The 18272-nt window shown below is 66.6% G+C and carries 18 protein-coding genes and 1 pseudogene; 8 read left to right on the plus strand and 11 right to left on the minus strand.

Annotated features, from left to right (window positions below; translation table 11 throughout):
• Nucleotides 1–19: 19 nt before the first annotated feature.
• Nucleotides 20–430, minus strand: a complete 411-nt coding sequence (locus tag ACFC0O_RS27910) for a YccF domain-containing protein (protein WP_375962766.1) — start codon at nt 428–430, stop codon at nt 20–22.
• Between the two features lie 192 nt (nt 431–622).
• Here ACFC0O_RS27910 and ACFC0O_RS27915 point away from each other — a divergent pair, with 192 nt between their 5' ends.
• Complete coding sequence (locus ACFC0O_RS27915) at nt 623–2296, plus strand: hypothetical protein (RefSeq protein WP_375962769.1); 1674 nt, start codon at nt 623–625, stop codon at nt 2294–2296.
• Between the two features lie 68 nt (nt 2297–2364).
• On the opposite strand, the gene ACFC0O_RS27920 is transcribed toward ACFC0O_RS27915, so the two are convergent.
• From ACFC0O_RS27920 to pdxH, 5 genes are all read right to left on the minus strand, one after another.
• Nucleotides 2365–3570, minus strand: coding sequence for a GNAT family N-acetyltransferase (locus ACFC0O_RS27920; protein ID WP_364641406.1), 1206 nt, complete (start codon nt 3568–3570; stop codon nt 2365–2367).
• Nucleotides 3571–4074: 504 nt separating this feature from the next.
• Nucleotides 4075–5388, minus strand: a complete 1314-nt coding sequence (locus ACFC0O_RS27925) for a citrate synthase (protein WP_364641403.1) — start codon at nt 5386–5388, stop codon at nt 4075–4077.
• A 201-nt stretch (nt 5389–5589) separates the two neighbouring features.
• Nucleotides 5590–5964 carry a DUF4189 domain-containing protein gene (locus tag ACFC0O_RS27930; RefSeq protein WP_364641400.1) on the minus strand — a complete coding sequence of 125 codons (375 nt, stop codon included), beginning with the start codon at nt 5962–5964 and terminating at the stop codon, nt 5590–5592.
• A gap of 116 nt (nt 5965–6080) precedes the next feature.
• On the minus strand, nt 6081–7361 hold the full coding sequence (locus ACFC0O_RS27935; RefSeq protein WP_364641397.1) for an MFS transporter: 1281 nt from the start codon (nt 7359–7361) through the stop codon (nt 6081–6083).
• A 109-nt stretch (nt 7362–7470) separates the two neighbouring features.
• Nucleotides 7471–8196: a pyridoxamine 5'-phosphate oxidase gene (gene pdxH, locus ACFC0O_RS27940; RefSeq protein ID WP_375962773.1), complete on the minus strand. Its 726-nt coding sequence runs from the start codon at nt 8194–8196 to the stop codon at nt 7471–7473.
• Between the two features lie 100 nt (nt 8197–8296).
• On the opposite strand from pdxH, the gene ACFC0O_RS27945 reads away from it, so the two are divergent.
• A complete protein-coding gene (locus tag ACFC0O_RS27945; RefSeq protein WP_364641391.1) occupies nt 8297–9436 on the plus strand; it encodes a citrate synthase 2 in 1140 nt (379 codons plus the stop codon).
• A gap of 105 nt (nt 9437–9541) precedes the next feature.
• Here ACFC0O_RS27945 and ACFC0O_RS27950 read toward each other — a convergent pair whose 3' ends face one another.
• Nucleotides 9542–10339 carry an RDD family protein gene (locus ACFC0O_RS27950; protein WP_375962775.1) on the minus strand — a complete coding sequence of 266 codons (798 nt, stop codon included), beginning with the start codon at nt 10337–10339 and terminating at the stop codon, nt 9542–9544.
• A gap of 193 nt (nt 10340–10532) precedes the next feature.
• Between ACFC0O_RS27950 and ACFC0O_RS27955 the strand changes: the two are divergent.
• A pseudogene (locus ACFC0O_RS27955) lies at nt 10533–10610 on the plus strand (DUF1272 domain-containing protein); the annotation flags it as partial.
• A gap of 50 nt (nt 10611–10660) precedes the next feature.
• Nucleotides 10661–11533 (plus strand): polysaccharide deacetylase family protein, encoded by an 873-nt coding sequence (locus ACFC0O_RS27960; RefSeq protein WP_375962778.1) that lies wholly within the window; start codon nt 10661–10663, stop codon nt 11531–11533.
• Between the two features lie 20 nt (nt 11534–11553).
• On the opposite strand, the gene ACFC0O_RS27965 is transcribed toward ACFC0O_RS27960, so the two are convergent.
• Complete coding sequence (locus ACFC0O_RS27965; protein ID WP_375962780.1) at nt 11554–12402, minus strand: hypothetical protein; 849 nt, start codon at nt 12400–12402, stop codon at nt 11554–11556.
• A gap of 133 nt (nt 12403–12535) precedes the next feature.
• Between ACFC0O_RS27965 and serC the strand changes: the two genes are divergently transcribed.
• From serC to ACFC0O_RS27980, 3 genes are all read left to right on the plus strand, one after another.
• On the plus strand, nt 12536–13660 hold the full coding sequence (gene serC / locus ACFC0O_RS27970; protein ID WP_375962782.1) for a phosphoserine transaminase: 1125 nt from the start codon (nt 12536–12538) through the stop codon (nt 13658–13660).
• Between the two features lie 175 nt (nt 13661–13835).
• Nucleotides 13836–15053, plus strand: coding sequence for a septation protein SepH (sepH, locus tag ACFC0O_RS27975; RefSeq protein ID WP_375962784.1), 1218 nt, complete (start codon nt 13836–13838; stop codon nt 15051–15053).
• A gap of 371 nt (nt 15054–15424) precedes the next feature.
• Nucleotides 15425–16168 (plus strand): DUF6928 family protein, encoded by a 744-nt coding sequence (locus ACFC0O_RS27980; RefSeq protein ID WP_375962786.1) that lies wholly within the window; start codon nt 15425–15427, stop codon nt 16166–16168.
• A gap of 73 nt (nt 16169–16241) precedes the next feature.
• Here ACFC0O_RS27980 and ACFC0O_RS27985 read toward each other — a convergent pair whose 3' ends face one another.
• Nucleotides 16242–16535: a DUF2537 domain-containing protein gene (locus ACFC0O_RS27985; RefSeq protein WP_364641371.1), complete on the minus strand. Its 294-nt coding sequence runs from the start codon at nt 16533–16535 to the stop codon at nt 16242–16244.
• Nucleotides 16536–16551: 16 nt separating this feature from the next.
• Nucleotides 16552–17355 carry an RNA methyltransferase gene (locus tag ACFC0O_RS27990; protein WP_364641367.1) on the minus strand — a complete coding sequence of 268 codons (804 nt, stop codon included), beginning with the start codon at nt 17353–17355 and terminating at the stop codon, nt 16552–16554.
• 114 nt (nt 17356–17469) lie between these two features.
• Here ACFC0O_RS27990 and ACFC0O_RS27995 point away from each other — a divergent pair, with 114 nt between their 5' ends.
• Nucleotides 17470–17832, plus strand: a complete 363-nt coding sequence (locus tag ACFC0O_RS27995; protein ID WP_364641364.1) for an FKBP-type peptidyl-prolyl cis-trans isomerase — start codon at nt 17470–17472, stop codon at nt 17830–17832.
• 122 nt (nt 17833–17954) lie between these two features.
• On the opposite strand, the gene ACFC0O_RS28000 is transcribed toward ACFC0O_RS27995, so the two are convergent.
• A complete protein-coding gene (locus ACFC0O_RS28000; RefSeq protein WP_330185534.1) occupies nt 17955–18239 on the minus strand; it encodes a hypothetical protein in 285 nt (94 codons plus the stop codon).
• Between the last annotated feature and the right edge of the window lie 33 nt (nt 18240–18272).

Consider the following 18272-nt stretch of genomic DNA (forward strand, 5'->3'; position numbering starts at 1 on the left):
TGCCGCGTGAGCGCGGGGCTTATGCCCCGAATGCCCGGTCGCTGGGAACGATTTCGCGGCCGAGCGGGAACAGCGACACCGGGATCAATTTCAGGTTCGCCCAGGCGAACGGAATACCGATGATGGTGATGGCCAGGGCGATGCTGGTGAACAGATGCCCGAGCGCCAGCCACCAGCCGGCCACGATGATCCAGATGATGTTGCCCAGCATCGACGCCACGCCCGCGCCCGGCTTCTCGACGGCTTCGCGCCCGAACGGCCACAGTACGAACGAGGCGATGCGGAAGGACGCGATACCCCACGGGATGGTGATGATCAGGACGCAGCAGATGAGCCCGGCGACCACATAGCCCAGCGCCATCCAGAATCCCACCAGGACGAACCACAGGATGTTCAAGAGCAACTGGATCGGTTTCACGTCTTCCAGCATGCCAGCGCCGCGCGGTCGCCGACACCGGGAAAACCCTGACTTCCAGGTGTGAACACTGCCCAGGGTTGGCTGAATCCGTGGTTTGACCTCGAAAAGGCGTTGCCGCCCCCGACGTGATTGCTAATCTCTGGCAAGTTAAATATGTGCAGATCTAACCCGTTTCTCCCGTCAAATAATGGACAGGGGCAAATTTTGAGCAACAGACTCAGGTTCGGTGCGGGCGCGGTCGTGCTGACATTCGCGGCCGCGAGCGCGCTCACCGGCTGCGGCAGCGACGATTCCTCCGACTCCGGTTCCAGCTCCAGTGCCACCTCGACCTCGGCCGCCGCGAGCGCCGCCGGTTCGGGCCCGGCCCGCAACCCCTACCTGGCCGCCGATAAATTCGCGGTCACGCACCTGGACCCCGCGCAGTCCGACAGCTTCCCGGACGAGGTGCCGCGCGGCACCTTCCATATCGACCCCGCCCAGATGCAGCGCGTGCCCACCGGCCCGGTCAGCATCATGACCCTGGCCTCGCCGTCACCGGACTACATGTGGATCTCCTCCACCTCCGGCCCGCGCTACGTGGACGTCTCCAACGGCGGCTTCAAGGAAGTCGCGGCCATGGATGCCCCCGGCGTACAACCGATTTCGCCGCAGCAGCTGGATCAGGTGCTGAACCAGCAGTTCACCGATACCGGTCAGATCGAGGCCGCCATCGCCCAGGACTGGGGCGGCGCGAACTGGCAGCGCATCGCCAACGGCGTCTACGCCATGGTGGACAAGGACAACCACTTCTATTTCCTGAACCAGAACGCGGAGCTGTTCGTCTTCGGCCTGAAGAACAAGGACAAGCCCGCCGACGGTATCGAGATCGTCGCGCAGAAGGATTTCAAACCGCTGCTGTCGACCTCGATGACCACGCTCGGCATTCCCGAGACCATCGTCGGCGCGGATATGACCTACGACGGGCACCTGGTGGTGCTGGCCTCGCGCGCGCTGTACGTGCTCAACCGCGATCTCACCGGTGAACCGCAGCAGATCCGCATCGGCGATGACGAAACCGTCTCCAACTCCATGGCCGTGGATCCGGACGGCGGCATCTACTTCGCCTCCGACAAGGTCATGCGCAAGGCGGTCTGGAAGGACGGCAAACTCTCCACCGATGAGGCGGACGGCGGCTGGGCCTCACCGTACGACTTCGGCCGCCAGCCCCCGGCGGTGAAATTCGGCATCGGCACCGGCTCCACGCCGACCCTGATGGGCTACGGCAAGGACACCGACGAGCTGGTGGTGATCACCGACGGCTCCGACCATATGAAGCTGGTCGCGTTCTGGCGCAATAAGATTCCGGACGGCTTCCAGCAGAAGCCGGACACCAAATCGAACCGCATCGCCGATCAGATCCAGGTGACCGCCGGACTCGACAATCCGCCGGAGTTCATCCAGTCCGAACAGTCGGTGGTGGTGAACGGGTACGGCGCGTTCGTGGTGCAGAACATCGGCGCGGGTGGCTCCCCGGACCGCCTGGTGGATGTGCTCGCCAACGGCCCGGTCGCCGAACCGCCGCACGGTATGCAGCGCTTCGAATGGGATCCCAAGGCGCACCGGTGGAATTCGGCGTGGACGCGCGGTGATGTGGTGTCCACTTCGATGGTGCCCGCGGTATCCACCGGCTCGGGCATCGTCTTCGTGAACGGCTACTCCAAGGCCGACGGCTGGGAGGTCACCGGCCTGGATTGGAAGACCGGGGAAACGGTGCACCGCACCATCTTCGGGCAGACCAACCTCGGCAACGGGGCGTACGCGATCGTCGAGGCGTTCCCGAACGGGGACCTGCTGTTCAACAGCATCGGCGGACCGTTCCGCGCCAAGATCGGCAAGTAGCGCGGCAGCTACGGGAAAAGGGTTGGGCGGCACAATGGGTGCCGCCCAACCCTTTTCACTTCACGAACTCAGAAGAACCAGCCCAACTCCGGATCTCGATCGCCCGTGAAAGCCGTATCGAAGGAGCGTAGCAGTGCCGCGTCCTTCACTTGAATTCGGTTGGCGGCGGCGAACACTCGCGCCCGGTGCGCGCCGAAGTACAGGCTGCTCAGCACATCGATGCCGAGTTCGATCTCCGCCGCGCGGTCGGTGCGCTCACATTCGGCCACCCCGTCCCGCACCCGCAGCGCGAAGGTGCCGCCCGCCTCGCGGAACGGATCATCCACCGCCAGTACGGTATCCAGGTCCTCGCGGTAGGTGCGGGCCGTGAGCGCCGCGGGGACGTCCATGACGCGCGCCCAGAGCCCGTCGTAGCGGCTCTTGGTGCGCACCAAACGCGGATCGGTCACCAGGAAGGGGAGTGGATCGTCGTCGACGAGGTCGGCCTCGATCTTGTCCAGCAGATCCAGGCTCAACAGCACCCGCCACAGCGCGATATGGGCCTCGGGGGTGACGGCCTTGAACTCGGATACGAGCGCGACCGACTCATGATCGCGCCACTGCCGCCGATACAGCACGTAGCCGTCCGGATGGGTGAGCACGAACAGCGTGGACGCGCCGTCGCGGTAGCGGTCCGGATCGCCGAACCAGATGTTCCAGTTCGCGTCGGGCCGATCCTGCCCGGCGGGCACCAGCCGCCGCCAGCGGTCGTACACCTCGCGAATGTGATCCTGCGAATCCGCCAGGGTGGCCGTTCGCACGCCACCGGGATCCGGTGTGCCGGGCCGGAATTCGGCCTTGCGGCGATCGATGGTGATCTCGCTCGCCACCGTTGCGGGACCATACCCGAAGCGGCCGTAGATGGTGCCCTCGCTCGCGGTGAACATGGTGAGCGGAATGCCCTCGGCCTCGGTGCGGGCGTGCTGTTCGGTGTACAGCGCGCGCAGGATGCCGCGGCGGCGATGGGTGGGCGCGACCGTCACGGCGGAGACGCCGCAGGCTCGAATCGTGTTCTCACCGGGAACGGTGACCGTCATGGTGCGGTCGACGGTGTGGCCGACGATACGGTCGCCGTCGACGGCGACGATCGCGCGCTCGATCGGGAACAGGCCCGGGATATTGTCCTTCTCCACCTGGTCGTAGCGCATGCCGAAGCAGACTTCGGCCAGCTCCAGGATGGCGGGGAAGTCGCTCTCGGTGGCCGAACGCAGGGTGATGCCATTCGTGAGTGCCATAGTCCGACCATCCCATGAATCGGGCATTCCGCGCATCGGGTTTTCCCCCGCGCGTGGCGCCACCCACCCCCCGACAGCTCCGGGTGGCGCCACTCGCCCCTGATCCCCCGGCTCGGCGCCTCCCCGCGCCTCACCATCCCCCAGGGTGGTTCCGCGCCTCCCAACGCGTCACCGTCCCCCCGAATGGCTCCGCGCCTCCCAACGCGTCGCCGGTTCCCCCGTGTGGCCGAACGCCTCCCCGCGTCCAGCCGGTTCCCCGTATGGCTCGGCGCCTCCCCGCGCTTCACCGGTTCCCCATGTGGCTGAGCGCCTCCCCGCGCCCTGCCGGTTCCCCCCGTCGAGATCGTCTCGATCTCGTGAGAACTACTTTGCCGGGCGGCGCTGATGATCTCCTTAAAAAGACCTTGCAGTGTTAACGGCTGTGCCGGAACGGCTTCCGGAATGACGAAACTCGCCTGCCAAGTGCGGCAGGCGGGTTCGATGTCGGGTGCGACGGGGGAGCGATCAGCGCTCGGTGATGCCCCGGTAGTCGCGCGCCTCGTAGCCGGTGTAGATCTGGCGCGGGCGGCCGATCTTCAAAGGCTCGCCGTGCATTTCACGCCAGTGCGCGATCCAGCCCGGCAGCCGGCCCATGGCGAACAGCACGGTGAACATGCGGGTCGGGAAGCCCATGGCGCGGTAGATGACGCCGGTGTAGAAGTCGACGTTCGGGTACAGGCGACGCTCGATGAAGTACTCATCGGTGAGCGCGGCCTCTTCCAGCGCCTTGGCGATATCGAGCAGCTGATCATCGCCGCCGATCTTGCGCAGGATGGTGTCCGCGGCCTGCTTGACCAGGGTCGCGCGCGGGTCGAAGTTGCGGTAGACGCGGTGCCCGAAGCCCATGAGCTTCACGCCGTCTTCCTTGTTCTTGACCTTGCGGATGAATTCCTTGACGTCGCCGCCGCCGGCCTTGATGTCGTCCAGCATCTCCAGCACGGCCTGGTTGGCGCCGCCGTGCAGCGGACCCCAGAGCGCGTTGATACCGCCGGAGACGGAGGTGAACAGGTTGGCATCGGACGAACCGACAAGGCGCACAGTCGAAGTCGAGCAGTTCTGCTCGTGATCGGCGTGCAGGATGAGCAGCATGTCCAGCGCCGCGGCGACCTCGGGATCGACCTCGTACGGCTCGGCCGGGAAGCCGAAGGTCATGCGCAGGAAGTTCTCCACCAGCGACAGCGAGTTGTCCGGGTACAGGAACGGCTGACCGACCGACTTCTTGTAGGCGTACGCCGCGATGGTCGGCAGCTTGGCCAGTAGTCGGATGGTGGACAGCTCGACCTGCTCGGGATCGCGCGGGTCCAGCGAATCCTGGTAGTACGCGGACAGCGCGTTCACCGCGGACGACAGCACCGGCATCGGGTGCGCGTTGCGCGGGAAGCCGTCGAAGAAGCGCTTCAGATCCTCGTGCAGCAGCGTGTGCCGGCGGATCCGGTCGGTGAAGTCATCCAGCTGGGCCTGGGTCGGCAGCTCACCGTAGATGAGCAGGTAGCTGACCTCGATGAAGGTCGACTTACCGGCCAGCTGCTCGATCGGGTAGCCGCGGTAACGCAGGATGCCGGCTTCACCGTCGATGTAGGTGATCGCGGACTTGGTCGACGCGGTGTTCATGAAGCCGGGGTCGTAGGTCACGTACCCGGTGCTGGCCAGCAGCTTGCCCAGGTCGATCCCGTCGTTGCCCTCGACGGCCTTGGCGACCGTCATCGGGTACTCACCACCGGGGTAGGACAGCACCGGCTTGGCGTCTTCGTCGACGTTGATGATGTTCTCAGCGGGCACGGAAGGATCCCTCTCAGGCTTGAAACCATAGGCATCGGCGCGGTGGCGCACGACGCGCTTGGCTCAACGCTAGTCGCTGTCCGGTAAGCCCGACTAACGAGGGTGGTCCTTAACTACCTCACAGTCACATGGTCGCGATGTGAGGATCGGTGCGGTTATGCGCTATAGGCATGGGCCGCACCGCCCGTCCCGGCGTGTCGGCTAGTCGTTGCATACGGTCTTGATGATGCGCGAGTCGTACGCCACGCGGGCGCGATCCTCGGCCTCGTCGCGGGTGGAGCCGTAGCGGCCCACGTACTGGCGCAGGCTGTCGGAATGGCTGATCGAACCGCATTCGGTGAAGGCCACCAGCACCTCGCAATTGCGGCCGTTGCAGCGATTGAGCGCCTCGGCCTTGGCCGCGTCCTTGGTGGAGTAATTCCACGATGCGTGCCAATTGCCCTCGTCGGAGACGGCAATGGCACCCCAGTAGGTGCCTGTGGCGCCGGCCTGCGCGGGTACCAGGAGTCCCGCGCCGCCGATGGCGGCCATGGCGATAGCGGTGGTGATGGCCTTGGTGGTGAAGGACTTTCGCATGATGTTTCCCCGTGCATCCGGTGGTGCTGTGCTCTGGACGCTTATGAAATTAGGGGCCGGACTTTGCGAAGTCCTTGGAGAATTCTTATCGGACGCTCAGGCAACGACCGGGGGTTTCAGGCCGGAACCTCCGCGTGCGCCCGCGCCACCCGGTACCGCACGAAGGCCGGGAAGATCAGCGCGGCGATCACCATGCCGATCACCACGAGCACGCCACCGCCCGCCGCGGCGGCCGCGGTACCCACCGCCGCGGCCGCGAAACCGTGTGCAACATCACCGATTCTGGGGCCGCCCGCGACCACCACGATGAACACGCCCTGCAACCGTCCGCGCATCTCATCGGTGGCCACCGACTGCAACATGGTGGTGCGCAACGCCGCCGAGAACATATCCACCGCACCGCCGAAAGCCAAGGACCCGAACGCGATCCAGAGCGCCACCGTGGTGCTCAGACTGTGCCCGGCCGCCCCGACCGCCAGGCCGAAGCCCACCATGCCCAGACCCCACAGCACGATCAGCACCACAACGGCCAAGCCCTGCCTGCGAATTCGCGACAGCCAGCCGGAGAACACCCCGCCGAGCACCGCGCCCACCGACATGGCCGCGAACAGCAGACCCAATGCGTGCCCGCTGCTCGCGGTATCACCGAAACTGTCCTGCGCGATCTGCGGGAACAGCGCGCGCGGCATGCCGAACACCATGGCCACCACGTCGACGGCGAAGGACGCCAACAGGATTCGCTGCGTGGCCAGATAGACGAAGCCGTCCGCGACCTCGCGCAATCCGGCGCGCCGGGACTCACCCGTCGGCGGGATCGGCGGCAGTTTCCAGGTGGCCCACAGCGTGGCCAGCAGCGCGATGGAATCCAGCAGATACAGCGTCGAGAGCCCCGACACCGGAATCAGCATGCCCGCCACCACCGGCCCGGCGATCGCGCCGAACTGCATGACGGTCATGGACAGCGAATTCGCCGCCGGGAGTTGATCTTCCGGCAGCAACCGCGGGTAGATGGCGCTGCGCGCGGGCTGATTCACCGCGAAGAACGCCTGCTGCACCGCGAACAGCACCAGGATCAGCCAGGGGTTGTTCAGTCCGGCCGCGGCCTGTCCCCAGAACGCGAGCGCCGTCAGGCCGGTGCCGGTGCTGGTGATGAGCAGCAGTTTGCGGCGGTCCATCACATCGGCGAGCGCACCGCCCCACAGGCCGAACACGATGAGCGGAATCAGGCCGAAGAGTCCGGCCAGTCCGACATAGGAGGAGCTGTGCGTGATGTCGTACAGCTGCTTGGGCACCGCTACCACCGAGAGCTGCGCGCCGATCACGGTCACGACACCGGTGGTCCACAACCTCCGGTAGTCGGGGTTGCGCAAGGGGGTTATATCGGCGAGCAGCTTCACCGCGGTGACAGTAATGGGATGAATTGCGGTGCGACTAGCCTTTTCCGGGGGTCGTCCCATGATTCGGACGTGAGAAACCCCACGCGCCGAACCATTGCGATCATGCTGGTCAGGGCTGCAATCGTTCGATCTTCATGGCGGCGATATCGGGATTGCCCGGTTCCACCAGGACACGAATGCGATTGTGCATCCGGCTGCGGCGGCCCTGCCAGAACTCCAGCGATTCGGGCCGCAACAGGAAACCGCCCCACTGCGGCGGCACCGGAATCGGATCGACCTCGGCGAAACGCGCGGTCAGCTCGGTCAACTGCCGATCCAATTCCTCGCGCGAGGCGATCGGCCGCGATTGCAGCGACGCCCACGCCCCCAATTGCGAACCGCGCGGCCGGGACTGCCAATAGACCGCGGTGGTCTCGGGCGCGACCTTGTGCACCGGACCGCGCACCGTCACCTGCCTGCCCAATGCGGGCCAGACGAAAGTGGCCGAGGCATAGGGCGTCGCGATCAGCTGCCGCCCCTTGAACGATTCGTAATTCGTGTAAAAAGTCACACCCTCGGGCGAGAGTCCTTTGCACAGCACCGTCCGCGAGGACGGTCGCGGCCCCGAATCGGTGAGTTCCACGGTGGCCAGCACCATGGCATTGGAATCGGTCACCCCGGCCGCGGTGGCGTGCTCGATCCAGTTGCGCAACAACGGTTCCCAGCCGTCCGCCAACCAGCTCTCGTCGAGGTCGGTTTCCAGGCCCGGATGATTGTCGCCGGCGTCCACTCCGTACTCCACGCGCAGTGCCGCGATATCGAGGTCGGGAGTGGCGTAATTCTCCTGGTCGCGCATGGGCCAGACGTTACTCCGGAGTAATGCGCGCGTTAAGGTCTAGGGGATCGGCGTGGCTGCCCATGGATCGGGCAGCCCGATTTGCAAGGAGAGTCACAACATGACTGCCAGCGCTGCGGCCAGCCCTGTCATCCCAGCTGATTTCGTCAGCGGCCTCGAAGGCGTGGTGGCTTTCACCACCGATATCGCCGAACCGGATAAGGATGGTGGCGCGCTCCGGTACCGCGGCGTCGACATCGACGACCTGGTCGCCAACCGGGTCACCTTCGGTGACGTGTGGTCCCTGCTCGTCGACGGCGAATTCGGCCACGGCCTGCCGCCCGCCGAACCCTTCCCGCTGCCCATCCACACCGGCGACGTCCGCGTCGACGTACAGGCCGGGCTCGCCATGCTCGCCCCGATCTGGGGTTACCAGCCGCTGCTGGATATCGACGACGACACCGCTCGCGACAACCTGGCCCGCGCCTCGGTGATGGCGCTGTCCTACGTCGCGCAGTCCGCGCGCGGCATCTACCAGCCCGCGGTCCCGCAGAAGAAGATCGACGAGTGCACCACCATTACCGAGCGGTTCATGACCCGCTGGAAGGGTGACCCGGACCCCAAGCACACCGAGGCCATCGACGCCTACTGGGTGTCCGCCGCCGAGCACGGTATGAACGCCTCCACCTTCACCGCCCGCGTCATCGCCTCCACCGGCGCCGATGTGGCCGCGTCGCTGTCCGGCGCCATCGGCGCCATGTCCGGCCCGCTGCACGGCGGCGCGCCCGCCCGTGTGCTCCCGATGATCGAGGAAGTCGAGAAGACCGGCGACGCACGGGCACTGGTCAAGGGCATCCTGGATCGCAAGGAAAAGCTCATGGGCTTCGGGCACCGGGTCTACCGGGCCGAGGACCCGCGCGCCCGCGTGCTGCGCGCCACCGCCCAGCGCCTGGACGCGCCGCGCTACGAGGTCGCCGCCGCCCTGGAGCAGGCCGCGCTGGCCGAACTGCGCGAGCGTCGCCCGGACCGCGCCATCGAGACCAATGTCGAGTTCTGGGCCGCGGTCATCCTCGACTTCGCCGAGGTCCCGGCGCATATGATGCCCGCCATGTTCACCTGTGGCCGCACCGCCGGTTGGTGTGCGCACATCCTGGAGCAGAAGAAGCTCGGCAAGCTGGTTCGCCCGGCCGCCATCTACACCGGTCCGGCCCCGCGCCTGCCCGAGACCGTGGCCGGCTGGGAGACCGTCGTCCGCAAGTGATCTCGTTCGCGAGTGATCAGGTGTTTGCCCGGTAGGCAACGCCCGCAAGACAATTCGAGGCCCGCAGCGGAATCCGCTGCGGGCCTCGACTTTTCGAGCCGGACGCTACTGCACCTTCACCACGACGGTGTTGACGATCTTGTCCGCCAGGGTCTGCCGCTTGGTATCCCACAGCGGCATCAGCCAGCCGATGTAGCAGGCGAAACTGTCCACCACGTGCAGCAGTTTGCGGCCGAGCGCCAGGCCGAAACCGACCGGCTGACCGGTGGCCTCGCGCACCAGGCGGATACCGACGATCTTCTTACCCGGCGTCTGCCCGGTGCTGCCCTCGCGGTAGACCAGGAACAATCCCGCGCCGATGTAGAGCGCCAGCGCCAGCAGAATGCAGATCAGGCCGATCGCGTTCATACCGCCGGCGGTGCACGCGGAGGAGTAGCTGCGCGATGAGCTGTAGGTGTTGTTGTTCAGATACGACGAGCAATCCGGCGCGTCCGTGCCCACCGTGCCCGCCAGGATCTGCAGGATCACCGCGGGCAGGAAGAACATCAGCCCGTCGAGCAGATACGCGCCCGCCCGCGCGCCCCAACTCGCGTACTCACCGAGCGGTGCGACCGGCGCGCCGTAGGGGGAGTAGCCGCCGTAGGGCTGTTGCTGCTGGTTGTAGTCGTACGCGGGCTGCTGTGCGTAACCCGGCTGTGCATAACCCGGCTGCTGTGGATAACCGGGCTGCGAAACCGGCTGCTGCTGTTGATAACCCGGCTGTGACACGGGCTGCTGTGGATAACCGTAGCCCGGCTGCGCGTCCTGCGGCGGGTAGCCGTAGCCCGGCTGCGCCGGGGGCTGCTGGGGTGGATAACCGTATCCGGGCTGCTGCGGCGGATACGGGTTGTTCGGGTAGGTCATGTACTTCCTCATCGCGCGTCGAAACGGCCGGTACCGGAAAGGGGATCGGTACCGGGCACCCCCCGATTGCCGCCGAGTGGCTGTCGGCGGCAAGGTGACTGGGCCGATACAGTCTGGAGCACCCGGGCGACAACGGCGCGCCGGGGCTCTCCACGGTTGAAAGCGCGAGGCGGAACATGACACGTTCTGCGAGTCCTGTGGCCGAACAATGAATTACGTGTGCCCGAATTGTGGTGGTGAATTGGTTGCGCGCCCGCGAAGGTCGAAATAACGGTGATCGGAATCCTGGGCTTCGGGTCGTAAGTGGCATAACCTGCGCAAGTGCTCGATGCAGGACTCTCGCGGAGAACTTTGTTCACGGTCGGTGCGGCCCTGGCCGCCGGCGTGGTATCCGCAGGCTGCGGTAAGGCCAGCGGAAATGCCGCGGACCGCGTGCTGGAAGCGCCGCGGCTGCGGCCGGATAGGGGGCTGACGGCGAATCTGCCGCTGGCCAAGGGCGGTTTGAGCCCCGACGCGGTGGCGGCCAAATACGCCGGGAAGAAACCGAACCAGTGGGGAACGGATATCTCCGGCATTCTCACCAATTTCGATACCTCAGGTAAGCAATTCGCGCTCACCTTCGATGCCTGCGGTGGTCCCGGCAATAACGACATCGACGAAAATCTGCTGAGTCTGCTCATCGCACAGCAGATTCCGGCCACCCTGTTCCTGAACAAGCGCTGGATCGACGCGAACCAATTGCGCGCCGCCCAGCTCGCGGGCAATCCGCTCTTCGAACTCGCCAACCACGGCACCGCGCACCGCCCGCTCTCGGTGAACGGTCACGCCGCCTACGAGATCAAGGGCACCGGCTCACCGCAGGAGGCCGTCGACGAGGTGTGGGGCAATCACGAACGCCTCACCCAGCTCACCGGCCACGCACCGCGCTTCTTCCGCACCGGCACCGCGCATTACGACGACCTGGCCGTGAATATCGTCCAGGACCTCGGCGAAGTGCCGGTCGGCTACTCGCTCAACGCCGATTACGGCGCGACCTCCAATGCCGCTCAGGTGCAGGCGAACATGATGAAGGCCGCGCCCGGCGGCATCTCGCTGGCGCATATGCACCGCCCCAAATCCGGCACCGGCCCCGGCATGTACGCGGCGCTGACGGCCTTGAAGGGCAACGGTTTCCAGTTCGTCCGCCTGCCCTAGCGAATCGAAGTTCGCGCGTATCAGTCGAGTTCGCGGGAAGCCTTCCAGTCGACCGTCACCGATTCACCGCGATCGACTGTGAAGAACGCCACTTCCAGGTGGCGGCCCAGGTCCACCAGTTCCAGCGCGGCCAGGGGAACCGGCTGAATGATGCGAATCCGCCAGGGCGCGGGCTCATCCCAGGCGTGCAGTTCCAGATCCAGGCGCAGCACCGGATCATCGCGGCCGGTGTAGTCGGCGGCCACCGGGGTGGCCGCGAGCACGGTGGCGCGGGCGCGGCGGCCGTCGGCGAGGATTTTGGCGATATTGGTGCGGCTCGCCTCCTCGACGGCCGGGACGTACAGCACCACGCGATCGTGATCGCCCGGATCGACGCGGCAGGAGATCACATCGCCGGGCTGCATCCATTCCTGGTCAGGGGTATTGACGCGCTGCCGCACCCGGGTCTCGTACGCGTGCCGGTCCTCGAGCTGGACGCGCACCCAGAATTCCTGGCTCGGCCCGGGGAAATCCCGGGTCCGGGGATCGCCGTCCGGGCGCTGATCGGCGGGCCGCGGGGCGCTGTCGGCCGCACCGGGCTTGACCTCGGAACGGACGCTGAGAATTGTCGCGGTGCCCTCGGTGCCGTGCATGAGCAGTTCACGGCGGGCGGCATCGTCCAGGGCCGGACCGCGCCGGGTGAGCCCGTGCGAGCCGAATTGGGTGGACAGCTGCAGTCCGGTCAACCGGCGCAACAGGCCCGGGCGCGGCTCCGATTCCGGATCGGCAACCGCTCGACCTGCGATAACACCTTGTGCGACGGTCGAATTCGGGGGCTCGGCGGTATCACCGGCGGGAGATCCAGGTCGCTCGTGCGCGGCCATGTTCATGCTGCTGAACGGTAGTGCGTCTGTGGTCCTCACCACAGCGATACCCGCCGTTTGCCGAAGCCCGAGGTCCGAACGTGTTGCAGGGCCGACCCACTCGTTTCGCGACGGATGCGCAGCCTCTACCCTTGTCGCCATGACCTCTGCGTTCCCGACCATCCCCGACGATCTCAAGCCCGCCGACGGACGGTTCGGCTGCGGACCCTCCAAGGTGCGTCCCGAACAGCTGCAGTCCCTGGTGGATACCGGCGCCTCCGTGTTCGGTACCTCCCACCGGCAGAAGCCGGTCAAGGACGTGGTGGCCCGGGTGCGTTCCGGCCTGCGCGAATTGTTCGCCCTGCCCGACGGTTACGAGGTCGTGCTCGGCAACGGCGGCACCACCGCGTTCTGGGACGCGGCCGCCTTCGGCCTGATCCGCGAGAAGTCGCTGCACCTGACCAACGGCGAGTTCTCCTCCAAGTTCGCCTCGGTGGCCAAGGCCAACCCCTTCATCGGTGACCCCATCGTGGTCAAGGCGGAGCCGGGCAGCGCGCCCGAGCCCACCTCGGACCCCTCGGTCGACCTCATCGGCTGGGCGCACAACGAGACCTCCACCGGTGTGGCCATCCCGGTGTCGCGTCCCGCGGGCTCGGAGAACGCACTGATCGCCATCGACGCCACCTCGGGCGCGGGCGGTCTGCCGGTGAACATCGCCGATTCCGACGTGTACTACTTCGCGCCGCAGAAGTGCTTCGCCTCCGACGGCGGCCTGTGGATCGCGCTGATGAGCCCCGCCGCGCTGGCTCGCGTCGAGGAGATCAAGGAATCGGGTCGGTTCACCCCCGAATTCCTGTCGCTGCCCATCGCGGTCGACAACTCCACCAAGGATCAGACCTACAACACCCCGGCGCTCGCCACGCTGTTGCTGTTCGCCAATCAGATCGAATGGATGAATGGCAACGGCGGTCTGGACTGGGCCGTGAAGCGCACCGCGGATTCCTCGTCGCGCCTGTACAACTGGGCCGAGACCAGCGAATTCGCCACCCCGTTCGTGGCGGATCCGGCGCACCGCTCGCAGGTGGTCGGCACCATCGACTTCAATGATTCGGTGGATGCGGCGCAGGTTGCGAAGGTATTGCGCGCCAACGGAATCGTCGATACCGAGCCGTACCGTAAGCTGGGTCGTAACCAGCTGCGCGTCGGTATGTTCCCGGCCATCGATCCCGAAGATGTTTCCCAGCTGACCCGCAGCATCGATTGGGTTGTGCAGCAGATCGGCTGAACCGCAAACTAAGACACAGTAGGCGGCGCGAGAGTCTGGCGACAGATTTTCGCGCCGCGTGTCTTGCCCCACGAATCACAGAAGTGCACTACTGTTCCAGAACGTGGGCGGAGAAGCGAGCCTGACAGCTGTGTAGACGCAGCACTGTGTTCGATGCAGTGACAAGGAGGTAACGGTGCGTGAACTTCGAGTAATCGGATTGACGCCCGATTCCACGCACATCGTGTGCATCGATACCGAGAGCGGTCAGAAGTACCGGCTCCCCGCCGATGACAAACTGCGTGCCGCTGCCCGCGGAGATCTTGCCCGGTTCGGACAAATCGAGATCGAAACGGAAGCCACGATGCGCCCTCGCGATATCCAGGCTCGAATCCGTGCCGGTGCTTCGGTGGAGCAGGTCACCGAAGAGTCCGGAATGCCCGCCAGCCGGGTGGAGCGTTTCGCGTATCCCGTTCTGCTGGAACGCGCCCGGGCCGCCGAGCTCGCGCAGAAGGCGCACCCGGTCCGCAACGATGGTCCCGCCGTCGAAACCCTCATCGAGATCGTCTCCGCCGCCTTCGCCGAGCGCGGCCACAATATCGACGTCGCCGAATGGGACGCCTGGAAAGACGAAAAGGCGTACTGGGTCGCGCAATTGCAGTGGCAGGCCGGACGTTCGGTGATCGCCGCGCACTGGCGCTACCAGCCCGACGCGCACGGCGGTTCCGTTGTGCCGCTCGATGATCCGGCCTCGGACCTGATCGATCCCGACTTCGGCCGCGCCCTGCGCGGTCTCGCCACCATCCTGCCGGATCAGAACGAACCGGTCATGGTGGAGGCCCCGGCGTCCACGCCGCGCACCACCGCGCCCGTCCCGCGCGAGGAGCGCGCCGACTACGAGTCCGCGCCCGCCCGGGTCGCCAGCCAGCAGTCCATGGACGGCTACTACGAGCAGCGCGCCGCCGTCGGTGACGGCACCGTGCCCGCACCGTCCGCCGCCGCGTCGGCTCCGGCCCCGGTGGCCACCCCGACGCCCCCGGTGACGACTCCGCCTGCCGCCCCGGCACATTCGACGCCGGAGCGCACGCCCGAACGCACCGCGCCCGAACGCACCGCCGCGACCGCGCCGGATCGAACCGCGCCCGCCGCTCCCGAGCGGACCGCGCCCGAGAAGGCCGAGCCCGCTCCGGCGCAGTCGGCGCCCGCCGCGACTCCGGCCGCGGCGGCTCCGGTGGCGGAACCCGCTGTCGCGGAACCGGCCACGGCGGCTCCGGCCGCCGCGGCGACCACCGCGCCCGCGACGCCGCCCGCCGCCAAGCCCGCGGCGAAGCAGAATCGGGCCAAGCGTGGCGGTAAAGCCCCCATGCCGTCCTGGGAAGACGTACTCCTGGGCGTGCGCAGCTCCGGTCACTGACGCGCGTCCCGCGGTTTTTCGGCCGTGGGACCGAATTCGAAGCTGAAAGTTTGCTACAGCGCTGAAATTGTTGCGCCCCGATTGCCGCGGGCGCTTTTCCGCGTTTCCGGTTGCCGAATCGGTGCCGATAGCGGCGGGAATGCGCCGTTGCATTGGCAAACTGCCTGAATTGTCCGAAGGTTCCCAGGCGGCGGCAAGTTCGCCGCGCCGGGGGAGACCTTGCACAACAGCGACATTTCGACGGTCGGGCAGGTAGATTTTATAGTGGTGGCGGTGATGGCCGGGGCCGTCCGCGCCGACGCCGAGAGCGGCCACCGAATGTTGCGGATAGTTTGCCAATAGTGGTTCGCAAGGAATTCGGGAGGTGCGAAATGCCATCCACTGTCTCGTCCCTCTGGTACGTCGACGCCTCCGATCCGGTCGGCGTACTGCGCGCGCATCCGGGACCCGATCCCGACGCCGCCTTCGCGCTGGCCCGCCAGCTCAATCCGGATCGCGATGTGGTGCCCGCCGCCTCCGGCACCATGAAGGTGTGGGCCGGGCCGGATCCCGAATCCATCTATATCGGCTGCTATCCCGGCGTCACCGTGGTCTGCTCCACCCAGGCGGCACTGCCCAGACCGACGAGACTCCCCGAACTGCTGGTCCGTCCGCTCGCCTCCGAGCACACCTATCTCGTGTCCTATGACCTGTCGCTGGGCTGGGGCGCTTTCGCGGAATGGGAGCGCGGGGAATTCCGGCGGTCGTTCAGCGCCAGCCGGGTGAACATCCTCGAGGACGAGGGCATGCCCCGGGTATGGGAGCGGCCGTATTGGGCGGGCGAACACCCCATCGAATTGGAACCCGGCGAAATGGCAGACCCACAGCTATTGCCGTTCGACCCACCGGATTTCGCCGATGCCGCCAATCAGGAATGGCTCGGCTTCCGCTATCGCGGCAAATTCTCCGAGGACGCGCTCACCCCGGATCTGATCGAGGTCTGCGGATTCTCGCTCTTCCCCAAGGGTCAGGCCCCCGCTGTGGATGAACCCGCCGCACCGGTCGCCGTCGAACGCAATGGCAAGCGCGGGCTGTTCGGCTGGCTGCGCGGCAAGGACCGGGACCGCGTGTCCTGAGCGCCGCGGGCACCGCACGGCTCGACGCGCGAAACCGGCTGGGACGCACGCCGAGTCGGCCGGATCAGTGAGTTCAGCTCGCCAGCAGGGCGATCCAGGCCAGCAACACGCCCACACCCAGACCCGCGATCACCCAGCGTGTCACCGGCTGGAAGCGCCAGCGCCAGGCCGTCGGGGTGACACCGCCCACCGCGACCACATTCACCAGCGCCGAGAGCAGCGGATGAATCTGCGCCAGTGCGGATCCGAAGGAGTAGACCCCCGCCGCGGTCAGCAGCGCCACGAAGGCGATGACGGCGATACCGCTGGCCCACGGGGTCGGCTCGGAATAGCCGTAGCCGTAGGGGCCGTCGGGCGGATAGCTCACTGGGCCGGTCCTGAACTCACTGGGCACGCACTCTTTCGTAGAAGGCCATGGCGGCGGCGGTCGCCACATTAAGGGAATCGGTGCCCGGTGTCATGGGGATGCGGGCGCGAATATCGCTGGCGCGCATGGTGTCCTCGGTCAGGCCGGGGCCCTCCGCGCCGAGCAGCAGGGCCACCCGGTCGCCGGTCATGGCGTGCGCGAGGGTGTCCGCCTTCGGATCCGGGGTGAGCGCGATGATCTGGAAACCCTTGTCGCGCAGGATATTCAGGCCATCGGGGAGTTCGGGCAGCGGTGCGAAGGGGATACGCAGCACATGCCCCATGGAGACCCGCACCGACCGCCGGTACAGCGGATCGGAGCAGCGATCGCCGAACAGCACCGCGTCCGCGCCCAGCCCCGCCGCGTTCCGGAAGATCGAGCCGATGTTCTCGTGATCGTTCACGCCCTCCAGCACCGCGACCGTACGCGCCCGCGCCAGCACCGCTTCCGCGGTGAGTTCGGGCGGCCGTCGTGCCGCGGCGAGCACACCGCGATTGAGATGGAATCCGACGATCTCCGCCATCACCTCGGCGGTGGCCCGGTAGTACGGCACGTCGATACCGGCCAGCTGCTCGGCCAGCACCTCGTATTTGCGCGCCACCCCCAGCAATCCGGAGGGTGTGAACCGCGAGGCCAGCATGCGTTCCACCACCACGGTGCCCTCGGCGATGACCAGCCCTTTACCGCCGGGCAGGTCCGGTCGCCGATCGGCATTGCTGAGGTCGCGGAAGTCGGCGACGCGCGGGTCGGCGGGGTCGTCGATATCGATCACTTCGGCCACGGGGCTATTCTCGCGCGACGCCGTTCCGGGCTCTTGCGGGGCACAGCTCGAGGTCGATCCGGGGCACAGCATAAGGTGATTGACGATCCCGATCCCCTATCGAAGAGGACAACCATGACCAAGCCGGAAATCGAGTTCCAGGACGGGCCCGCCCCCGCGACGCTGGTGATCAAGGACCTCGTCGAGGGCACGGGCGCACTGGCAGAGCCCGGCTCCACCGTCGACGTGCACTACGTGGGCGTCGAGTTCGACAACGGCGAAGAGTTCGATTCCTCCTGGAACCGCGGCGAGTCCATCAAGTTCCCGCTGCGCAACCTGATCCAGGGCTGGCAGGAAGGCATCCCGGGTATGAAGGTCGGCGGCCGCCGCCAGCTCACCATCCCGCCGGAGCTGGCCTACGGCCCCGCCGGAGCCGGACACCGCCTCTCGGGCAAGACCCTGGTCTTCATCATCGATCTGCTGGACGTGCTGAACTAAGCGCTTCGCGGTCGAAAGCGAACGCCCGCCTCGTGGAAGCGAGGCGGGCGTTCGTGTGTGTGGGCATCTTCGCACTTCGGGGTTCCGGGGTGTGCCCCCGAAATCTCTCCTCGGTGTGGCTGTCAGGAGCCGACGATGGTGTTCATGATGGTGCCGGCGCTGGTGGCCGTCGCACCGCCGAGCATGGCGTTGGCGACCATTTTGGGGGAGCCCGCTCCGCCGCCCCACTTCTCCCAGGCGAACTTTCCGCCGCCGTAGGTGATGGCGGCGATGCCGGACATCTGGGTGAACCAGGTGAAGTAGCGGAACATCTTCATCATCTTGTCGGCCATGGGCGGGGTCTCGGCCGTGGGATTGCCCATTTGTGCGAGGACTGTGCCGTACATGTCGTGCGCGGCCAGCAGCATGCTCACGATCGTTTCCTCTCCGGTACCGGGGCG

Origin of the sequence: Nocardia sp. NPDC056100 (genome assembly GCF_042266325.1) — a bacterium.
Classification (GTDB): domain Bacteria; phylum Actinomycetota; class Actinomycetes; order Mycobacteriales; family Mycobacteriaceae; genus Nocardia.

Bases quoted from the DNA above. Each gene is read 5' to 3' on its own strand.
- ACFC0O_RS27910 (WP_375962766.1), bottom strand. From the start codon at position 430: ATGCTGGAAGACGTGAAACCGATCCAGTTGCTCTTGAACATCCTGTGG.
- ACFC0O_RS27920 (WP_364641406.1), bottom strand. From the start codon at position 3,570: ATGGCACTCACGAATGGCATCACCCTGCGTTCGGCCACCGAGAGCGAC.
- ACFC0O_RS27930 (WP_364641400.1), bottom strand. From the start codon at position 5,964: ATGCGAAAGTCCTTCACCACCAAGGCCATCACCACCGCTATCGCCATG.
- pdxH (WP_375962773.1), bottom strand. From the start codon at position 8,196: ATGCGCGACCAGGAGAATTACGCCACTCCCGACCTCGATATCGCGGCA.
- ACFC0O_RS27945 (WP_364641391.1), top strand. From the start codon at position 8,297: ATGACTGCCAGCGCTGCGGCCAGCCCTGTCATCCCAGCTGATTTCGTC.
- ACFC0O_RS27950 (WP_375962775.1), bottom strand. From the start codon at position 10,339: ATGACCTACCCGAACAACCCGTATCCGCCGCAGCAGCCCGGATACGGT.
- ACFC0O_RS27965 (WP_375962780.1), bottom strand. From the start codon at position 12,402: ATGAACATGGCCGCGCACGAGCGACCTGGATCTCCCGCCGGTGATACC.
- serC (WP_375962782.1), top strand. From the start codon at position 12,536: ATGACCTCTGCGTTCCCGACCATCCCCGACGATCTCAAGCCCGCCGAC.
- ACFC0O_RS27980 (WP_375962786.1), top strand. From the start codon at position 15,425: ATGCCATCCACTGTCTCGTCCCTCTGGTACGTCGACGCCTCCGATCCG.
- ACFC0O_RS27995 (WP_364641364.1), top strand. From the start codon at position 17,470: ATGACCAAGCCGGAAATCGAGTTCCAGGACGGGCCCGCCCCCGCGACG.
- ACFC0O_RS28000 (WP_330185534.1), bottom strand. From the start codon at position 18,239: ATGCTGCTGGCCGCGCACGACATGTACGGCACAGTCCTCGCACAAATG.